10 protein-coding genes, 2 tRNA genes and 3 rRNA genes are annotated in these 18,485 nt (G+C 44.1%); 6 read left to right on the forward strand and 9 right to left on the reverse strand.

What is annotated here, in order from left to right; all coding sequences use genetic code 11:
* The first annotated feature begins 145 nt into the window (after positions 1-145).
* The 6 genes from mdtD to B1202_RS05040 all read left to right on the forward strand — a co-directional run bounded on the left by mdtD (position 146) and on the right by B1202_RS05040 (position 6,530).
* A complete protein-coding gene (gene mdtD, locus B1202_RS05015; RefSeq protein WP_078189481.1) occupies positions 146-1,537 on the forward strand; it encodes a multidrug transporter subunit MdtD in 1,392 nt (463 codons plus the stop codon).
* 77 nt (positions 1,538-1,614) lie between these two features.
* Positions 1,615-2,400, forward strand: a complete 786-nt coding sequence (locus B1202_RS05020) for a GH25 family lysozyme (protein WP_078189482.1) — start codon at positions 1,615-1,617, stop codon at positions 2,398-2,400.
* Between the two features lie 59 nt (positions 2,401-2,459).
* On the forward strand, positions 2,460-3,473 hold the full coding sequence (locus B1202_RS05025) for an MBL fold metallo-hydrolase (RefSeq protein WP_078189483.1): 1,014 nt from the start codon (positions 2,460-2,462) through the stop codon (positions 3,471-3,473).
* A gap of 63 nt (positions 3,474-3,536) precedes the next feature.
* On the forward strand, positions 3,537-4,592 hold the full coding sequence (gene dinB / locus B1202_RS05030) for a DNA polymerase IV (protein WP_078189484.1): 1,056 nt from the start codon (positions 3,537-3,539) through the stop codon (positions 4,590-4,592).
* A 235-nt stretch (positions 4,593-4,827) separates the two neighbouring features.
* Complete coding sequence (gene shiA / locus B1202_RS05035) at positions 4,828-6,144, forward strand: shikimate transporter (RefSeq protein ID WP_078189485.1); 1,317 nt, start codon at positions 4,828-4,830, stop codon at positions 6,142-6,144.
* A gap of 29 nt (positions 6,145-6,173) precedes the next feature.
* Positions 6,174-6,530 (forward strand): RidA family protein, encoded by a 357-nt coding sequence (locus B1202_RS05040; RefSeq protein WP_078189486.1) that lies wholly within the window; start codon positions 6,174-6,176, stop codon positions 6,528-6,530.
* A gap of 63 nt (positions 6,531-6,593) precedes the next feature.
* Here B1202_RS05040 and B1202_RS05045 read toward each other — a convergent pair whose 3' ends face one another.
* The 9 genes from B1202_RS05045 to B1202_RS05085 form a co-directional block, all read right to left on the reverse strand.
* Entirely contained in the window at positions 6,594-7,136 is a 543-nt protein-coding gene (locus B1202_RS05045) for a DUF2726 domain-containing protein (protein ID WP_078189487.1), read from the reverse strand.
* Positions 7,137-7,570: 434 nt separating this feature from the next.
* Complete coding sequence (locus B1202_RS05050) at positions 7,571-9,982, reverse strand: YgiQ family radical SAM protein (RefSeq protein WP_078189552.1); 2,412 nt, start codon at positions 9,980-9,982, stop codon at positions 7,571-7,573.
* A gap of 229 nt (positions 9,983-10,211) precedes the next feature.
* On the reverse strand, positions 10,212-11,042 hold the full coding sequence (locus B1202_RS05055; protein ID WP_078189488.1) for a M48 family metallopeptidase: 831 nt from the start codon (positions 11,040-11,042) through the stop codon (positions 10,212-10,214).
* A gap of 316 nt (positions 11,043-11,358) precedes the next feature.
* Positions 11,359-12,558: an MFS transporter gene (locus B1202_RS05060; protein WP_078189489.1), complete on the reverse strand. Its 1,200-nt coding sequence runs from the start codon at positions 12,556-12,558 to the stop codon at positions 11,359-11,361.
* Positions 12,559-12,734: 176 nt separating this feature from the next.
* Positions 12,735-12,849, reverse strand: a 5S ribosomal RNA gene (gene rrf / locus B1202_RS05065).
* A 181-nt stretch (positions 12,850-13,030) separates the two neighbouring features.
* Positions 13,031-15,924, reverse strand: a 23S ribosomal RNA gene (locus tag B1202_RS05070).
* Between the two features lie 414 nt (positions 15,925-16,338).
* Positions 16,339-16,414 (reverse strand) — tRNA-Ala (locus B1202_RS05075).
* A 48-nt stretch (positions 16,415-16,462) separates the two neighbouring features.
* Positions 16,463-16,539 (reverse strand) — tRNA-Ile (locus tag B1202_RS05080).
* Positions 16,540-16,600: 61 nt separating this feature from the next.
* Positions 16,601-18,139, reverse strand: a 16S ribosomal RNA gene (locus B1202_RS05085).
* Together the 16S, 23S and 5S rRNA genes with 2 tRNA genes alongside form the textbook arrangement of a ribosomal RNA operon.
* Positions 18,140-18,485 lie beyond the last annotated feature (346 nt).

The following is an 18,485-nucleotide window of genomic DNA, read 5'->3' on the forward strand; positions in this document are numbered from 1 at the left end:
CCAATTTATAAACATTAGGTTGCATAGAGATGAAACTTTCATTGCATTTTTCTTGCAATTTTTTGGCTCAATTATGCAAAGCTTTTACTACATCCGAATGGCAATATTCATTTAAACTGTTTAAAAATCTCAGCTTTATTGACTTATGAATAGCACGCCAACGCATCAGGCTTTACAACCCGAATTTAGACTTCTTGTGCTATTGGTCTCTATTGGCTTTTTTATGCAAGGGCTGGATACGACCATCGTCAATACAGCAATCCCAGCGATGGCGAGAAGTCTAGGTGAAGACCCACTTCAAATGCATAGTGTGGTCGTGGCCTACGTCTTGTCAGTTGCGGCGTGTATTCCTTTAAGTGGTTGGTTGGCCGATCGTTTTGGTGTACGAAATACGTATTTCACAGCCATCATTATTTTTACGTTAGCATCGCTCGGCTGCGGCATGGCCAATAGCCTGAATGAGCTACTGGTTTATCGGGTAATTCAAGGCATAGGTGGCGCATTACTGCTGCCTGTTGGGCGTTTGGCAATGCTCAAAGTGATTCCTCGGACACAGTTTTTATCGGCCATGAGTCTGATGAGCCTTGCCGGTTTGATTGGCCCCTTAATTGGCCCTACCCTTGGCGGTTGGATGGTGGAAGTCGCAACATGGCATTGGATCTTTTTAATAAACATTCCAATGGGGCTGTTAGGGGTACTCATTACCTTTAAAGCCATGCCCAATGTGACCGAACCGAGCGTACAACGCTTCGATTTTATGGGTTTTTTCTTATTGGTCGTCGCCATGGTGGGTTTATCGTTAGGCATTGAAAACTTTGCCAGCCCGCATCTGCCGCTATGGTGGAGCCTGCTTTTGGTCGCTGCAGGCATCATCACCAGTTTGATCTATGCCTTTCATGCACATACGCATGCCAATGCACTGTTTCGCAGTAAATTATTTCAAAATCGGATCTATGCCATCGGTATTATCGGCAACTTCTTTGCCCGCCTTGGTGGCAATGCCATGCCATTTTTGATTCCCTTAATGCTACAAGTGGCTTTTGGCTTTGAGCCGTTTATCACAGGTTTATTGATGATACCGACGGTACTCGGCTCATTGGCATCTAAACCGATTATTCGTCAAATTATTCAACGCTTTGGCTATCGTAAAGTGTTATTGGTAAATACCTTCTTGGTCGGTGCCTGTATTTGCAGTTTTGCACTCTCTACGGCTGAAACCCCCACTTGGTTACGTGCCGTACACTTTTTTATTTTTGGTATTTTAAACTCACTGCAATTCGTTTCGATGAATACCTTAACCCTCAAAGATTTACCCCAACAAGATGCCAGCAGTGGCAACAGTTTCTTGTCGATGATTATGATGGTGTCGATGAGTATCGGTGTAGCTTTGGCAGGGACTTTAGTCAACGTGTTTACGGCCTATTATGGTGCTGCACAACTCGAAACGGCATTCCATAGCACCTTGATTTTACTCGGCTGCATTAACCTGATTACCGCAGCGATTTTTTGGCAGATTCCTAAACATGTGGATGTCTAAACCTGTGTCATCGGGCAAATCTATGACAGATCGGGCATTAAAGGGTTATGATAAAAGGGATACTTGGATACATTTTCATGCCTAAAAAAGCCAAATCACGTACCACAAAAAGTTCACTCAAAAAATACAGCCCGATTATTGCACTTAGCGCTATCAGCGGCGTCATGGTAGTGGCAGGACTAGGTTATTTAGCCGTGATGCCGCATCGCCCTGCGTCTGCAGAAGAATATCCCGTCAAAGGTTTTGATGTTTCCCACCATCAAAAAGATATTCAATGGTCAAAAATTTCACCTAAAAAATACCAATTCGTTTATCTCAAAGCCACAGAAGGTGGCGATTTTAAAGATCGAAAATTTCAAGACAACTGGTTACAAGCACGGGAAAACGGCTTTTTAGTTGGGGCCTATCATTTTTACCGTCTGTGCCGTGATGGCAAGATTCAGGCAGAAAATTTTATTGCTTCCGTGCCGAAAAAAGCCGATGCCCTTCCTCCCGTGATTGATTTGGAATATGACACCAACTGCATTAACACCTACAGCAAAGAGCAGTTACTCAAAGAAATCACTTATATGCATGATCGCTTGCACCGCCATTATGGCAAACAACCGATTTTTTATACCTCAAAGTCTTTTTATAATATTGTCTTAGCTGGCGAGTTTAAACAGACGCCGCTGTGGGTCCGTGAATATAAAGGCCCACCCGATCTAAAAAACAATCCGAAATGGCTGATTTGGCAACATACCAATCAAGGACAAATTCAAGGTATCTCGACCACTGTCGATTTAAATGTATTTTCTGGTGATGCCAATGCATGGACTGAGTTTTTAGACAAAAATGACGTTTCCCCGCTCAAACCCCGTTGATTTATTCACCGACTCAGGACAACATCGAAGCAAATAATCCATGAAAACTGAGTCGCAGGATGCGTATTTTAAAAACTTTTCTTATTATATTTTCAGTCTTTATGATCCTCGCCATCGGGATATTGGCTTATTTGATCCAACCTTCAGGGACCTTGGCAGCGTTTAAAACGTGGCATTATCAACATCCCGCACAAAGCACTACAGATACTCACTCAGCGGCGCCCTATCACGTAAAGTTCTTTGGCGTTTCGACCTTACTGTTTGACGATGGTCAAGAGCAAATCCTCATCGATGGCTTCTTTAGTCGTCCATCGCTCAGTCAGACCATATTCACTCAGATTCAAAGTAATCAGCCTTTATTAGAAAGCTATATCGACCAATACGACTTAAAACGTACACGTGCTATTTTCGTGACTCATTCACATTATGATCATGCGCTCGATATTCCAATGTTGGCCCACCAGCTCCCCAAGGCCATGATTGTCGGCTCTAAAAGCACCTTAAATATCGCACGGGCAATGCCAATCACTGAATCACAATTACACGAAGTTCAAGCTTGGCAACCGATGCAAATCGGTAAATTCACCATTACTGCCATCCCCTCGCAGCATACTCCGCCAACGGCCGTTAATGATGATTTGGGAGAAGAAATTTCGCAGCCACTGCAACTCCCTGCACATTTTAGTGCGTTTAAAGAAGGTGGATCATATGACTATCTCATCCAACATGGGCCGCATTACAGTTTAGTCAAAGCCAGTACGGGTGCTGTGCCCAAACAGTTGCAAAAACTAAAAGTCGATACTTTATTTTTAGGCATCGCTCAGCTTTCCAAGCAAACGGCAGCGTTTCAACAGCAATATTTCAAAGAAACCTTAGCGACTCTTCAACCCAGCACCGTGATTCCAATTCATTGGGATAATTTTTTCAAACCACTGAATCCAGAGCTCGAATTTTTGCCCCGCTTTGCCGATGCCACCCCTCAAAGCCTAAATCTATTGATACAGTCAGCATCAGCTCAAAACACCGAGGTCGTTTTACTCAGTCAACCTGTGTCGTTTGAGTTAAAAAATTGAGGAAAGCGTTGGATTGACTGTGCGATACTGACATTCAAATTTTAGGCACTGATCTAACTAGGCATGAGGAAAATCATACATATCGACATGGATGCATTTTTTGCATCAGTAGAGCTGCGGGAACGTCCAGAACTCAAGCAGCTTCCTGTTGTTGTGTCTTCACATCACCCTCGTGCAGTCATCTGTGCCGCGTCCTATCCTGCACGTGAATTTGGTTTACGTTCTGCAATGTCGATGGCACAGGCCCGTAAACTCTGTCCACAAGTCGTGGTGATCGAACCTAATTTTGAAAAATATCGTGCTGTTTCGGCGCAAATTCATGCCATTTTTCAACGCTATACGTCGCTGATTGAGCCGCTATCTTTAGACGAAGCTTATTTGGACGTCACAGAAAATTTACAACACATTCCGAGCGCCACCGAAGTCGCTATGCGAATTCAGGCAGAGATTTTACAAAGCACTGGTTTAACTGCCTCCGCAGGTGTCGCGCCCAATAAATTTTTGGCTAAAGTCGCTTCTGATTGGAACAAACCCAATGGCATTTGTATTATCAAACCATCACAAGTTCTGCATTTCATCCATGACTTGGCACTGAAAAAAATTCCTGGTGTGGGAAAAGTGACTCAAGAAAAATTAAAAGCCATGCAACTCAATACATTAGGTGATTTACAACAAATAGATGAAGCCGTTCTGATTCATCATTTCGGTAAATATGGACGACAACTCTATCTGTATGCACAAGGGATTGATGAGCGACCGGTCCAATCTAGCCGCGAGCGTCAACAGATCTCCAAAGAAACCACTTTTGATGACGATCTCACCCTGAGCCAATGTCAGCCCTATTGGCCCAAACTGATTGACCAAGTTTGGTCTAGTTTAGAAAAAAAGCAGTTAAGCGCACGTGGTGTATCGGCCAAATTAAAACTGAAGAATTTCCAAGTGCTACAGCACAGTAAGAGTTTTAAAACATCGCTGAATCAGCGTGAAGACCTTGCGCAGGTGTTGCAGCAATTACTGCATGAAATGCATATTTCCGAGGACGATCAATTTCGTCTGATTGGCGTAGGGGTCTATCAATTAAGTGCGCAAAACCAAGAAACACAACTTTCGCTGCTCTAAAAACTTCAAGAAGATCGTATTTGCTTAAGATTTAGGCAGAAGAACAAAATTAAAGCAATTTGCTATTCACAAAGCCTAAAATTAGAGTACTCTATCAGCGCACTACATTATCCGTGTATGCGCTGAGATGCTGAAAATCACCTTTACTTTCAGCATGCTGTCCTGTGATTGGCGTGACGATCAAATCCGAATATTACAGGGCAACTCTGTTGTCAATCATGGAATACCCCGCTGTATGCCTTCTGCAAAAACTGCTGCAAATCCTCAAAAAATTTCACAAAATCAAGAACAACGCGCTCGTAAAGCCGCATTAAGTAGCTTCATTGGTGCCGTAGTCGATTGGTACGATTTTTTACTTTATGGCATTGTTGCCGCACTCATTTTCAAAGATCAGTTTTTCCCCAGTATTGGCAACAATATGGGCACACTTGCTGCCTTGGCGACCTTTGGCGTTGGCTTCTTGTTCCGCCCCTTAGGCGGCATTGTGTTTGGACATTTTGGTGACAAGCTGGGTCGTAAGAAAATGTTGGTGCTCACCGTCATCCTGATGGGTATTTCGACGGTCGGCATTGGTTTATTACCCAATTTTGCGGCCATCGGTTGGTGGGCCCCGATCCTGCTCGTGACACTTCGAGCAATACAGGGTTTTGCGGTTGGTGGAGAATGGGGCGGCGCTGCCCTGATGGCTGTAGAAAATGCCCCGAAAGGCAAAAAAGCCTTTTACAGCAGTGGTGTACAAATTGGCTATGGCGTCGGACTTGTTCTTGCAACAGGCGCTGTGTCTTTGATTATTGCCACTTTGGGCGAAGATGCTTTTGCTGATTGGGCATGGCGAATTCCCTTTATTGCCAGTATTATCTTGCTGGCTATCGCGATGTGGATTCGACGTGATCAAGACGAATCTCAAGAATTCGTCGACCATGTGGTCAAAGCTCAACAAACGCCGCAAAAATTACCGATTCTGCAAGCAATTAGCCAACACCCCAAAGCCTTTTTCTACATTATTGCGCTGCGCCTGACCGAGTTACTCACCATGTATTTGGTGACGAACTTTGCACTGAATTATTCCACCGCTCAATTGGGCATGGACAAACAGTTCTTCCTCAATATCACCTTAATGGTTGGTGCAATTAGCTGCTTCAGCATTCCCCTCTTTGCGTGGCTAGCAGATCGATTTGATCATCGTAAAATGTGCGTGCTGGGTGGATTGATTGGTGCGCTTTCAGCTTTTCCCTTCTTCATGGCCCTTGATGCACAAAATACTTGGCTAATTATTGTCGGTGCGATTTTCCTTGCCAATATTGCTCATGATATGGTAGTGAGTGTACACCAACCGATTTTCACCTCCCTGTTTGGTACCGCCTATCGCTATAGTGGTGCAGGTGTCGGCTATCAAGTGGCCAGCATTATCGGTGGTGGCTTTACCCCAATGATTGCAGCAGCTTTGGTGATTTGGGGTGATGGTTCATGGCATTATGTGGCAATCTACCTTGCTGTGGGCTGTTTATTGACGGCTTTGGTTGCAGCTACAATGCCTAAAACTCAAGATTAAGTGACCTTTTTGCTTTCAGGATATTTCGCATGACCATCCAACGCCTGCATGTTTCAAAACGCTTCTCCGAAATCGCTATTTCAGGTCAATTGATCCATTTGGCAGGTCAATTGGCAACAGACCTTGATTTAGACATCAAAGGACAAACACAGCAAACATTTGAGATCATTGATCAATTTCTTGCAGATGCCGGTACAGATAAAAGCCACATTATGTCAGTGACCATTTATCTTAAAGATATTGAACAGGATTATGCAGCATTTAATGAAGTATGGGATACGTGGGTGTCAGACATTGAAGCATTACCCAGAACTTGTATCGAAGCAAAATTATACGACCCTCGAGTCCTGGTAGAATTAACCGTCGTAGCCGTTAAGCCTGAATAATCATTAAAAAAAAGCATGTCTGAAGACATGCTTTTTTTTAGAAAGACTTGGCTCTTTGAATCCTTAAGATCCAATAATTTTGATCTTTTTACGTTCCAAATCTGAATATAAATGATATTTTTTCAAATCATTAACCGGTACAAATGGCGCTTGTACACGCTGCTCATTTAAGAAATCTTCGCGTAATTGAACGTACTCAGGCACATCATCATAACGAATGACCCGATAGCCTGCCAAAGCGAGCAATGCATCTTGATATTGCGACTGCTGCATCCGTTTTAGCACCATCGGATCATCTAAAGCGACGATCGCCAAGATCTGATGCTGTTCATCTAAGACGACAAAGTCCGCCACCATATTTCGATACTTGTTCCGCGTACGATAATATTTCGTGGTCAACAGTGCATCAAAAGATACATGCGCAAGGATCGTATGCTTAGGCAAAATTTCTTTTAAACGCGTGTAGGTTAATTGCTCATTAATGTTGAAAATAGCACGTTGTTTCAATGCGCTATCTTGTTGCTTAGAATCACCTTCTAAACTTTTCCAAGCCATTATGAGCACACAGAAGAGTAAAATACTCCCTATTACTATGTATATAGTCATCTCATAATCCTTTATATTTCTTATATTTTTGGTTTTTGACATACTTCTTATGAAGACGAAGTATACAACCAGTATTATTTTTTTAATTTCCTATTAAAAAAAATAACTCTAACTTTCACACAATACGTATTTAAACTGACAAAAAGTTGCAAACTTAAAGCGTCAAACATCACATGCCACTTCGTTCAGAGTAATAGCATCCATTGCTATATATGGATACTTTAGATCATTCGCTAAAACGACAGCAAGTGCATTTCCTCTCACTGTCTGACAATTCCGATAAGCTGTCAAATTTTGCTCGTATTTCATTGAGATAACCGACGCACATATGGCATTGAGCTTGTAACAACATATAAAAATGCAAACTGTCTGATGCTGCCGAGCATATCAGCCATAAAAAAAGACACCGAAGTGTCTTTTTTTATTTAACCATTTTAAGCACGTGATTTAGGCTTCGATTTTCCTTTGGGTTTCGGACCACCAAAAGGTTTTTTCGCATCACCCGTTTCACGCGGCGGCAGACCAGTATGCTGCGTCAAGATTTGACCGCGCTCAGGACGTTTCTTGGTATTTGAAGGACGCGATTGAGCAGCCTTAGTCCGATTACCTTGTTCGCCTGTACGTTTTTGTGAATCACCCGCAATGCTTGAGTTCTTTTTACGTGCAGATTGGTATTGACCCTCAGCACTGCCAGCAGGCTGATACGTCGGAATCAAATGCTGTTTTGAGTTCCCGATCAGATCCTGGCGCCCCATTTCTTTGAGCGCTTCACGTAGCAACGGCCAGTTGTTTGGATCATGGTAACGCAAGAAGGCTTTATGTAAACGGCGGCGTTTTTCACCTTTCACGATATCGACATTTTCGGTATAACGCGCCACTTTAGCCAGCGGGTTTTTACCGGTGTAGTACATGGTTGTTGCGGTCGCCATTGGTGATGGATAGAAGGTTTGCACCTGATCGGCACGGAACCCATTCTTCTTCAGCCAAATTGCCAAGTTCATCATGTCATAGTCAGTCGTACCCGGATGCGCTGCAATAAAGTAAGGAATGAGATACTGCTCTTTCCCTGCTTCCTTACTGAAACGATCAAACATTTGTTTGAAACGGTCATATGTCCCGATCCCCGGCTTCATCATCTTCGATAATGGACCTTTTTCGGTATGTTCAGGTGCAATTTTCAGGTAACCGCCGACATGATGTGTCACCAATTCTTTGACATATTCTGGGTTTAACACTGCAAGGTCATAGCGTAAACCAGAACCGATCAGAATCTTTTTAATCCCCGGCAATGAACGCGCTTTACGGTATAACTGGGTTAAAGGCGCATGATCTGTGTGCAAGTTTTGACATACACCCGGGAATACACACGAAGGCTTACGGCAGTTCTTTTCAATTTCAGGATCTTTACATGCCAAACGGTACATATTGGCCGTTGGGCCGCCTAAGTCAGAAATGATCCCAGTAAAGCCCGGTGCAGTATCTCGAATTTTTTCAACTTCACGCAAAATCGATTCTTCAGAACGGTTTTGGATGATACGCCCTTCATGCTCTGTAATTGAGCAGAAGGTACAGCCGCCAAAACAGCCGCGCATAATGTTCACAGAGAACTTAATCATGTCAAAGGCAGGAAAACGCGCTTCACCATACGCTGGATGCGGCAGACGCGCATACGGCAAGTCAAACACATAATCCATTTCTTCTGTAGTCAATGGAATCGGCGGTGCATTCAGCCAAACATCACGTTCACCATGCTTTTGCACCATCGCGCGCGCATTGCCCGGATTGGTTTCCAAATGCAAAATACGGTTGGCATGTGCATACAGCACAGGATCATTCGCCACATCTTCATAGGCAGGTAAACGAATCACCGCCAATTCACGCGGCGGCAATTTATGCTTAATGGCTTTTGATGCAGGCTGCAGCTGCACGATTTGCGTATCGGCGTCTAAGTTATCACCTTCACGAACAATCGGATTTGCTACCGCTTCTTTTTGGAAGCCTTGATATTGCGTAACGCTGTCTTTGCCTTTTTCGATTTCACAGCCTTCAAGGTCTTCGGTCATCACATAAGGGTTAATGATCGGATCGACACGGCCAATCGCATCGACATCATTCGATGCGATTTCAACAAACTTTGCTTTTGAAGCTCGGTTATTTTTATTCACAATAAATGCGGTACCGCGGACATCCGTGATCTCTTGGATTTTTTCACCGCGGGCCAAACGATGCATGATTTCCGTGATTGAACGTTCACCATTGCCATACATCAACAGGTCGGCTTTCGAGTCCATCAATACTGAACGGCGGACTTTGTCTGACCAATAATCATAATGCGCAATACGACGCAGCGAGGCTTCAATACCGCCCAATAATACAGGCACATCTGGATAAGCTTCACGCACACGCTGGCAATATACCGTTGCTGCGCGGTCTGGTCGTTTATTTGGCTGATTATCTGGAGAATACGCATCATCCGAACGGATTTTACGGTCAGCCGTATAACGGTTGATCATCGAATCCATATTCCCTGCAGTCACACCCCAAGCAATATTTGGTTTACCCAATACACGGAATGCTTCTACATTGGTCCAGTCTGGCTGAGCAATAATCCCGACACGGAAACCTTGTGCTTCAAGGGTACGGCCGATGATGCCTGAGCAGAATGATGGATGATCGATATACGCATCACCACAAACCAAAATAAAGTCGCAGCTATCCCAACCGAGTTGATCCATCTCTTCGCGTGACATCGGCAAAAATGGCGCAGGGTCAAAACAAGACGCCCAATATTTGTCGTAATCAAACAACGCTTTTGGCGCAGTCTGCATAGTATAAGCAGTAGACATGGCTAGCAATTCTCGGCTGGCAGATGGAATGATCTGAAAAAAGATCAAAGAAGATGAAAGCCGATCATTTTACCATGAATTCCATTCATCATGCTTGATTATAATTTATACAACAGCTACAGAATCATTGAATTGTTTTATATAGTCATCAGATTTAACAGGCTATTGCAGCATCTAAAAACCAGATTTAAATAGTTCATGAACAACATTGCTTCAGCCTAAAATCAATCTAGAATGTGCCATGAGTTATCGCATTTTTATTCAACATCACAGCCTGCGCCTGTTGAAATTGAATGTGCATTTCAGGTAAATATTTTTCAATATAAATCTTACGCTTATCGATACTATCTTGTGTCATTAATGGTTTTACATCAAGCATTTGACGGCGTGTCGTTTCCTGCTGATATTTTTGCCAAAAACTCAATGCTGCATTTGGATCAAAGCCCGCTTTCGACATCAGATCAAGTGCGAGAACATCAGCTTCTAGTTCAAATTTTGAAACTTTAGGCAGAAAAACCGCTTGCCCAGTCACACTACTTGCCGCAGTAGCAAGCGCGCCGATACCCGCAGTTGAAGAAATCATCGCCACCTGACTAGCAAACAGCAAGGAAATCTTCTCACGATGATGATCACGCAATGCATGTGCCATTTCATGCGCCATCACAAATGCCAATTCATCTTCAGTCAGCTTTAAACTCCAATACAAGCCCGTGTTAATGACAATTTTCCCACTCGGGAAACCATGTGCATTTAAATCTTTATTGAGATTCCCACTGACTTGCCAATCCCATTGACTCGAACCATGGCGGTAAAACTCCGCATTTTGCTTAAGTTTATTTAAAACTTGATCCAATTTCGGATCTATGATCAAAAGTTGCTTGTCTTTCGCTTGATGAATAAATTGTTGATACGTTCTATCTGCCTGTTTAGTTAATAACTTTTGAGGAACGATAAAAAACTGTTTACGCTCTGCTCCTGCTGTCCCTAAATTGGTGGTACTTGCACAAGCTGAAATTAAGATAAAAACTAAAGCCATCATTAAAATAGTTATATTTTTCATAATCACCTTCAGTTTAAAACCAATGATGATCTATATATAATTCTAACCACAGATAAAAAGCAAAAACATTCAGCAAATACATATAGATTATAAATATCAATGACTTAAAAATATATTAAATTTTAAAAATGATAACCAAAAATATTTTATTTATTATATTGTGATGCGTTTCATTATTATGAGGCACCTTTTAAAATAAATATTAGACCAAAGTTGTATAATCATAAAAATAGTAAATTCCGCCATTTTTATAGTGTTATTTATATTAAAAAATAGATGTAAAACGAATATTAAATAATAGCTTATTCACATATTTCTATTTTAATTTATTCAATTTTATTGCTAATAAGAAACCGATCATCAAGATAACAGCAATAAAGCTCGTCAACCCTATCCAACCAGACATTTCCCAAACCAAACCACTACTACTACCCAAGATACTAGAACCTAAGTAGTAGCAAAATAAATATAGAGATGAACCTACGGCACGGTACTGCAGGGATTGAACCGAAACCCAACTACTTGCCGTGGAATGCGCTGCAAAAAAAGCGAAAGTGAATACAATCAGCCCCAAAATGACTGACCAAAATGCCGGAATGAGCATGATCAACAGCCCCAACAACATCATGATCAGCATCGAAGGTAAAACTTTTGCCCGGCCAAAGCGTTTCCCCCAACTTGCAGCCCGAGGTGAACTATATATTCCTGCCAAATATGTTATGGAGATTAGTCCAATCCATGTTTGAGAAAGTTGATAAGGTTCTTCTAATAGGTGGTAGCTCATATAGTTAAATATAGAGACAAAACATCCCATGAGGATAAAGCCTTGAAGGAATAAAATTCTCAGCTTTGGATCTGCTAAATTTTTAACGAAAGATTCATAAAATCGGTTGAAACGAATGGGATAAGCTTGAAAATGTTGAGATGCCGGAAGTAATAAAAAGAACGCTGTGGCTATACAGAGATTAATGATACCGATAATCATCATGGCATTTTGCCAACTAATATAATCAATCAATACCCCAGCAATGAGACGCCCACCCATTCCGCCAATTGCAGTACCTGAAATATACAGGCCCATTGCAAAGCCTATATCTTTTTGCGCAATTTCCTCTCCAATATAAGTCATTGCAACAGCAGCAACACCGCTAACACTTAATCCGATCAGCACCCGATTCAGCAAAAATATTTCCCAAAGTGGAAATATGGAACTGATAATTGAAAGTGACGCCGCCAAAAATAAAGCGGTGACCATCACAGGCTTGCGTCCAAATCGATCTGAAATCAAACCGGTGAAAAGTAGCCCTATCGCTAAAGCACTAGTAGAAAAAGATAAAGGAAAACTGCTATGTGTCGGACTGACATGAAAGAAATCCGCAAAAATGGGCATCATCGGTTGTACACAATACAACGATGAAAAGATTGCGAAGCCTGCTAAAAATAAAGAAAATAAAATGGCAAGAAATGGTCGTGTGCCATATTCAATATAAGGAGAAATTGAGGCTAAATTAGACATGAGCTTTCCATCAATGACACGGATAGTATACGCCTTTCAGCCTTTAATTTAAAAATCACATAAAAATGAATGAAGAATTCTTTATTTTCTCCCCCATTCTCCTTGCCCTCGTTTCTTTCCCTTTTCTCCACATAAAAAAACACCCCCTGAGATATCAGGGGGTGTTTCGAATAATGAGCTGGCGATGACTTACTCTCACATGGGTAACCCCACACTACCATCAGCGCTAAGAGGTTTCACTTCTGAGTTCGGGAAGGGATCAGGTGGTTCACTCTTGCTATTGTCGCCAGCACAACTGTTATGGATACTTGCTTAGTCTTACGTATTGCTAAGTTTTCTACCAAATGAGTTATTAACAGAAGTACTTGAGTTAATTTAAGGTGTTCATTGTATCTAGCTTTTCAACTAAATCAAGTTTGATTGATTATATGTGAATCAATTGATGCTTTACATACAACTGTTTGGGTGTTGTATAGTCAAGCCTCACGAGCAATTAGTATTGGTCAGCTTCATGCGTCACCGCACTTCCACATCCAACCTATCAACGTCGTAGTCTTCAACGGCTCTTTAGTGGACATAAAGTCCAAGGGAAATCTTATCTTGAGGTAGGCTTCCCGCTTAGATGCTTTCAGCGGTTATCCCTTCCGAACATAGCTACCCGGCGATGCGACTGGCGTCACAACCGGTACACCAGAGGTTCGTCCACTCTGGTCCTCTCGTACTAGGAGCAGATCCTCTCAAATTTCCAGCGCCCACGGTAGATAGGGACCGAACTGTCTCACGACGTTCTAAACCCAGCTCGCGTACCTCTTTAAATGGCGAACAGCCATACCCTTGGGACCTGCTTCAGCCCCAGGATGAGATGAGCCGACATCGAGGTGCCAAACACCGCCGTCGATATGAACTCTTGGGCGGTATCAGCCTGTTATCCCCAGAGTACCTTTTATCCGTTGAGCGATGGCCCTTCCATACAGAACCACCGGATCACTAAGACCTACTTTCGTACCTGCTCGACTTGTGGGTCTCGCAGTTAAGCGCGCTTTTGCCTTTATACTCTACGCGTGATTTCCGACCACGCTGAGCGCACCTTCGTACTCCTCCGTTACTCTTTAGGAGGAGACCGCCCCAGTCAAACTACCCACCAGACATGGTCCTCGTCCCGGATAACGGGACAGAGTTAGAACCTCAATATTACCAGGGTGGTATTTCAAGATTGGCTCCACCGAAACTAGCGTCTCGGTTTCAAAGCCTCCCACCTATCCTACACAAGTAAGATCAAAGTTCAATGTCAAGCTGCAGTAAAGGTTCACGGGGTCTTTCCGTCTAGCCGCGGGTACACCGCATCTTCACGGCGATTTCGATTTCACTGAGCCTCTGCTGGAGACAGCGCCCCCATCATTATGCCATTCGTGCAGGTCGGAACTTACCCGACAAGGAATTTCGCTACCTTAGGACCGTTATAGTTACGGCCGCCGTTTACTGGGGCTTCGATCAAGAGCTTCGCTTACGCTAACCCCATCAATTAACCTTCCAGCACCGGGCAGGCATCACACCCTATACGTCCACTTTCGTGTTTGCAGAGTGCTATGTTTTTAATAAACAGTTGCAGGGGCCTGGTTTCTGTGGCTGCTCTCAGCTCAGGAAGTAAATTCCATCACCAAAAGCAGCGTACCTTCTCCCGAAGTTACGGTACCATTTTGCCTAGTTCCTTCAGCAGAGTTCTCTCAAGCGCTTTGGTCTACTCGACCTGACCACCTGTGTCGGTTTCGGGTACGATTCCAGTGTAACTGAAGCTTAGAGACTTTTCCTGGAAGTATGGTATCAGCCACTTCACTGTACAAGTACAGCTTGCTGTCAGATCTCAGCATAAAGTACCCCGGATTTGCCTAAGATACATGCCTACTTCCTTTCACCTGGACAACCAACGCCAGGCTGACTTAACCTTCTCCGTCCTCTCATCGCATTACACTGAAGTATTGGAATATTAACCAATTTCCCATCGACTACGCCTCTCGGCCTCGCCTTAGGGGTCGACTCACCCAGCCCCGATTAACGTTGGACTGGAACCCTTGGTCTTTCAGCGAACGGGTTTTTCACCCGTTTTGTCGTTACTCACGTCAGCATTCGCACTTCTGATACCTCCAGCAGACTTCTCAATCCACCTTCATCGGCTTACAGAACGCTCCCCTACCACTTGCAATAAATTGCAAATCCGCAGCTTCGGCATATAGTTTTAGCCCCGTTACATCTTCCGCGCAGGCCGACTCGACTAGTGAGCTATTACGCTTTCTTTAAAGGGTGGCTGCTTCTAAGCCAACCTCCTAGCTGTCTATGCCTTCCCACATCGTTTCCCACTTAACTATAATTTAGGGGCCTTAGCTGGCGGTCTGGATTGTTTTCCTCTTGACTACGGACGTTAGCACCCGCAGTCTGTCTCCCGGATAGTACTCATTGGTATTCGGAGTTTGCATCGGTTTGGTAAGTCGGGATGACCCCCTAGCCGAAACAGTGCTCTACCCCCAATGGTATTCGTCCGAGGCGCTACCTAAATAGCTTTCGGGGAGAACCAGCTATCACCGAGTTTGATTAGCCTTTCACCCCTATCCACAAGTCATCCCCTGGCTTTTCAACGACAGTGGGTTCGGTCCTCCAGTTAGTGTTACCCAACCTTCAACCTGCTCATGGATAGATCACCCGGTTTCGGGTCTACACCCAGCAACTAAACGCCCTATTAAGACTCGATTTCTCTACGGCTCCCCTAATCGGTTAACCTTGCTACTGAATGTAAGTCGCTGACCCATTATACAAAAGGTACGCAGTCACATCACGAAGATGCTCCCACTGCTTGTATGCATGCGGTTTCAGGATCTATTTCACTCCCCTCACAGGGGTTCTTTTCGCCTTTCCCTCACGGTACTGGTTCACTATCGGTCAGTCAGGAGTATTTAGCCTTGGAGGATGGTCCCCCCATATTCAGACAAGGTTTCACGTGCCTCGCCCTACTCGACATCATTATCTAAGCCCTTTCGCGTACAGGACTATCACCTACTATGGTCGCACTTCCCAGAGCGTTCCACTAAAGCTTAGATAACTTAATGGGCTTTTCCCCGTTCGCTCGCCGCTACTGAGGGAATCTCAATTGATTTCTTTTCCTAAGGGTACTGAGATGTTTCACTTCCCCTCGTTCGCCTCATAAACCTATGTATTCAGTTTATGATACCCGCCTTATAGCGGGTGGGTTCCCCCATTCAGAAATCTCCGGATCACAGGATATTTGCCGCCTCCCCGGAGCTTATCGCAGGCTATTACGTCTTTCATCGCCTCTGACTGCCAAGGCATCCACCACATGCACTTAATTACTTGACTATACAACCCCAAACAGTCGTTTGATCCTACAAGTAGATCAACCAACATTACAGTTTAGAGCTTCGTGAACTTAATCACTGTACAGCTTCAATTAGATTCATATACCAAAACGCTTGATTCAGTTAATTTCGCTAGTAACTCATTTCATTCAACTTTCACAATTGCTTGTTAGGTTAAATCAAACGAGTATGAACAAATTATTTCAACTCAAATATATTCTGTTAATGATTTTTCCAGCCTTCGTCAGGTCAGGAAACTGTGATAAATCACAGAGCTTAATAACAATGAAGCGAATCATACGCCACTTTGTTGCTAAGCTCTATAACCTAAGCACTTGATCGCTTAAAGACTAAACTAACAGCCAACTGACTGTTCATTTATTAACTTGTCTTTTATACATCGCTTTGCGATGTATGGTGGAGACTAGGAGAGTCGAACTCCTGACCTCCTGCGTGCAAAGCAGGCGCTCTACCAACTAAGCTAAGTCCCCAGCTTATCAATAAGTCAATGTTTCTGATTTTCCGTACTTCGTCAGTAGTGGTGGGTCTGACAAGACTTGAACTTGTGACCCCACGCTTATCAAGCGTGTGCTCTAACCAACTGAGCTACAGACCCTCAGATACATCGTCATGAAGAACAACTTGTTGTGGATTCTTACCAATCGTCAATCTTTCGTTAAGGAGGTGATCCAGCCGCAGGTTCCCCTACGGCTACCTTGTTACGACTTCACCCCAGTCATCGGCCACACCGTGGTAAGCGTCCTCCTTACGGTTAGACTACCTACTTCTGGTGCAACAAACTCCCATGGTGTGACGGGCGGTGTGTACAAGGCCCGGGAACGTATTCACCGCGGCATTCTGATCCGCGATTACTAGCGATTCCGACTTCATGGAGTCGAGTTGCAGACTCCAATCCGGACTACGATCGGCTTTTTGAGATTAGCATCTCCTCGCGGAGTAGCAACCCTTTGTACCGACCATTGTAGCACGTGTGTAGCCCTGGTCGTAAGGGCCATGATGACTTGACGTCGTCCCCGCCTTCCTCCAGTTTGTCACTGGCAGTATCCTTAAAGTTCCCGGCTTAACCCGCTGGCAAATAAGGAAAAGGGTTGCGCTCGTTGCGGGACTTAACCCAACATCTCACGACACGAGCTGACGACAGCCATGCAGCACCTGTATGTAAGTTCCCGAAGGCACCAATCCATCTCTGGAAAGTTCTTACTATGTCAAGACCAGGTAAGGTTCTTCGCGTTGCATCGAATTAAACCACATGCTCCACCGCTTGTGCGGGCCCCCGTCAATTCATTTGAGTTTTAGTCTTGCGACCGTACTCCCCAGGCGGTCTACTTATCGCGTTAGCTGCGCCACTAAAGCCTCAAAGGCCCCAACGGCTAGTAGACATCGTTTACGGCATGGACTACCAGGGTATCTAATCCTGTTTGCTCCCCATGCTTTCGTGCCTCAGCGTCAGTATTAGGCCAGATGGCTGCCTTCGCCATCGGTATTCCTCCAGATCTCTACGCATTTCACCGCTACACCTGGAATTCTACCATCCTCTCCCATACTCTAGCTTCCCAGTATCGAATGCAATTCCCAAGTTAAGCTCGGGGATTTCACATCCGACTTAAAAAGCCGCCTACGCACGCTTTACGCCCAGTAAATCCGATTAACGCTCGCACCCTCTGTATTACCGCGGCTGCTGGCACAGAGTTAGCCGGTGCTTATTCTGCGAGTAACGTCCACTATCCTTAGGTATTAACTAAAGTAGCCTCCTCCTCGCTTAAAGTGCTTTACAACCAAAAGGCCTTCTTCACACACGCGGCATGGCTGGATCAGGGTTCCCCCCATTGTCCAATATTCCCCACTGCTGCCTCCCGTAGGAGTCTGGGCCGTGTCTCAGTCCCAGTGTGGCGGATCATCCTCTCAGACCCGCTACAGATCGTCGCCTTGGTAGGCCTTTACCCCACCAACTAGCTAATCCGACTTAGGCTCATCTATTAGCGCAAGGTCCGAAGATCCCCTGCTTTCTCCCGTAGGACGTATGCGGTATTAGCATCCCTTTCGAAATGTTGTCCCCCACTAATAGGCAGATTCCTAAGCATTACTCACCCGTCCGCCGCTAGAAATCGGTAGCAAGCTACCTATTCCCGCTCGACTTGCATGTGTTAAGCCTGCCGCCAGCGTTCAATCTGAGCCATGATCAAACTCTTCAGTTTAAAATCAATAGTACATATAGTGTACCAATCTTGGCTCATCAATTACTGACAAAAATTTGCTCAAATAAACTTCGAGTAATTTCTACCATTAATCAATGAAAATAATTTCGATCAATCAATCAGTAAAAATCCACACAAGTTGTTCTTCATAATCTCTTAATGATCTTTCTAACATCTCGTCAATGCTAGAAGCTGGACTTCGATAAACTTAACAACTCAACGCTTCGCGTTTCATTCGTTTCCGTCTATCTCGTCGGTATGGTGCTCATTATAGGGCAATTTCTTACACGTGCAAGTGCTTTTCACTCACAAAGAACACGAGTGTTTTATTTTTATGCACCATTAT

It is taken from the genome of Acinetobacter amyesii, from assembly GCF_002018365.1.
Classification (GTDB): domain Bacteria; phylum Pseudomonadota; class Gammaproteobacteria; order Pseudomonadales; family Moraxellaceae; genus Acinetobacter; species Acinetobacter amyesii.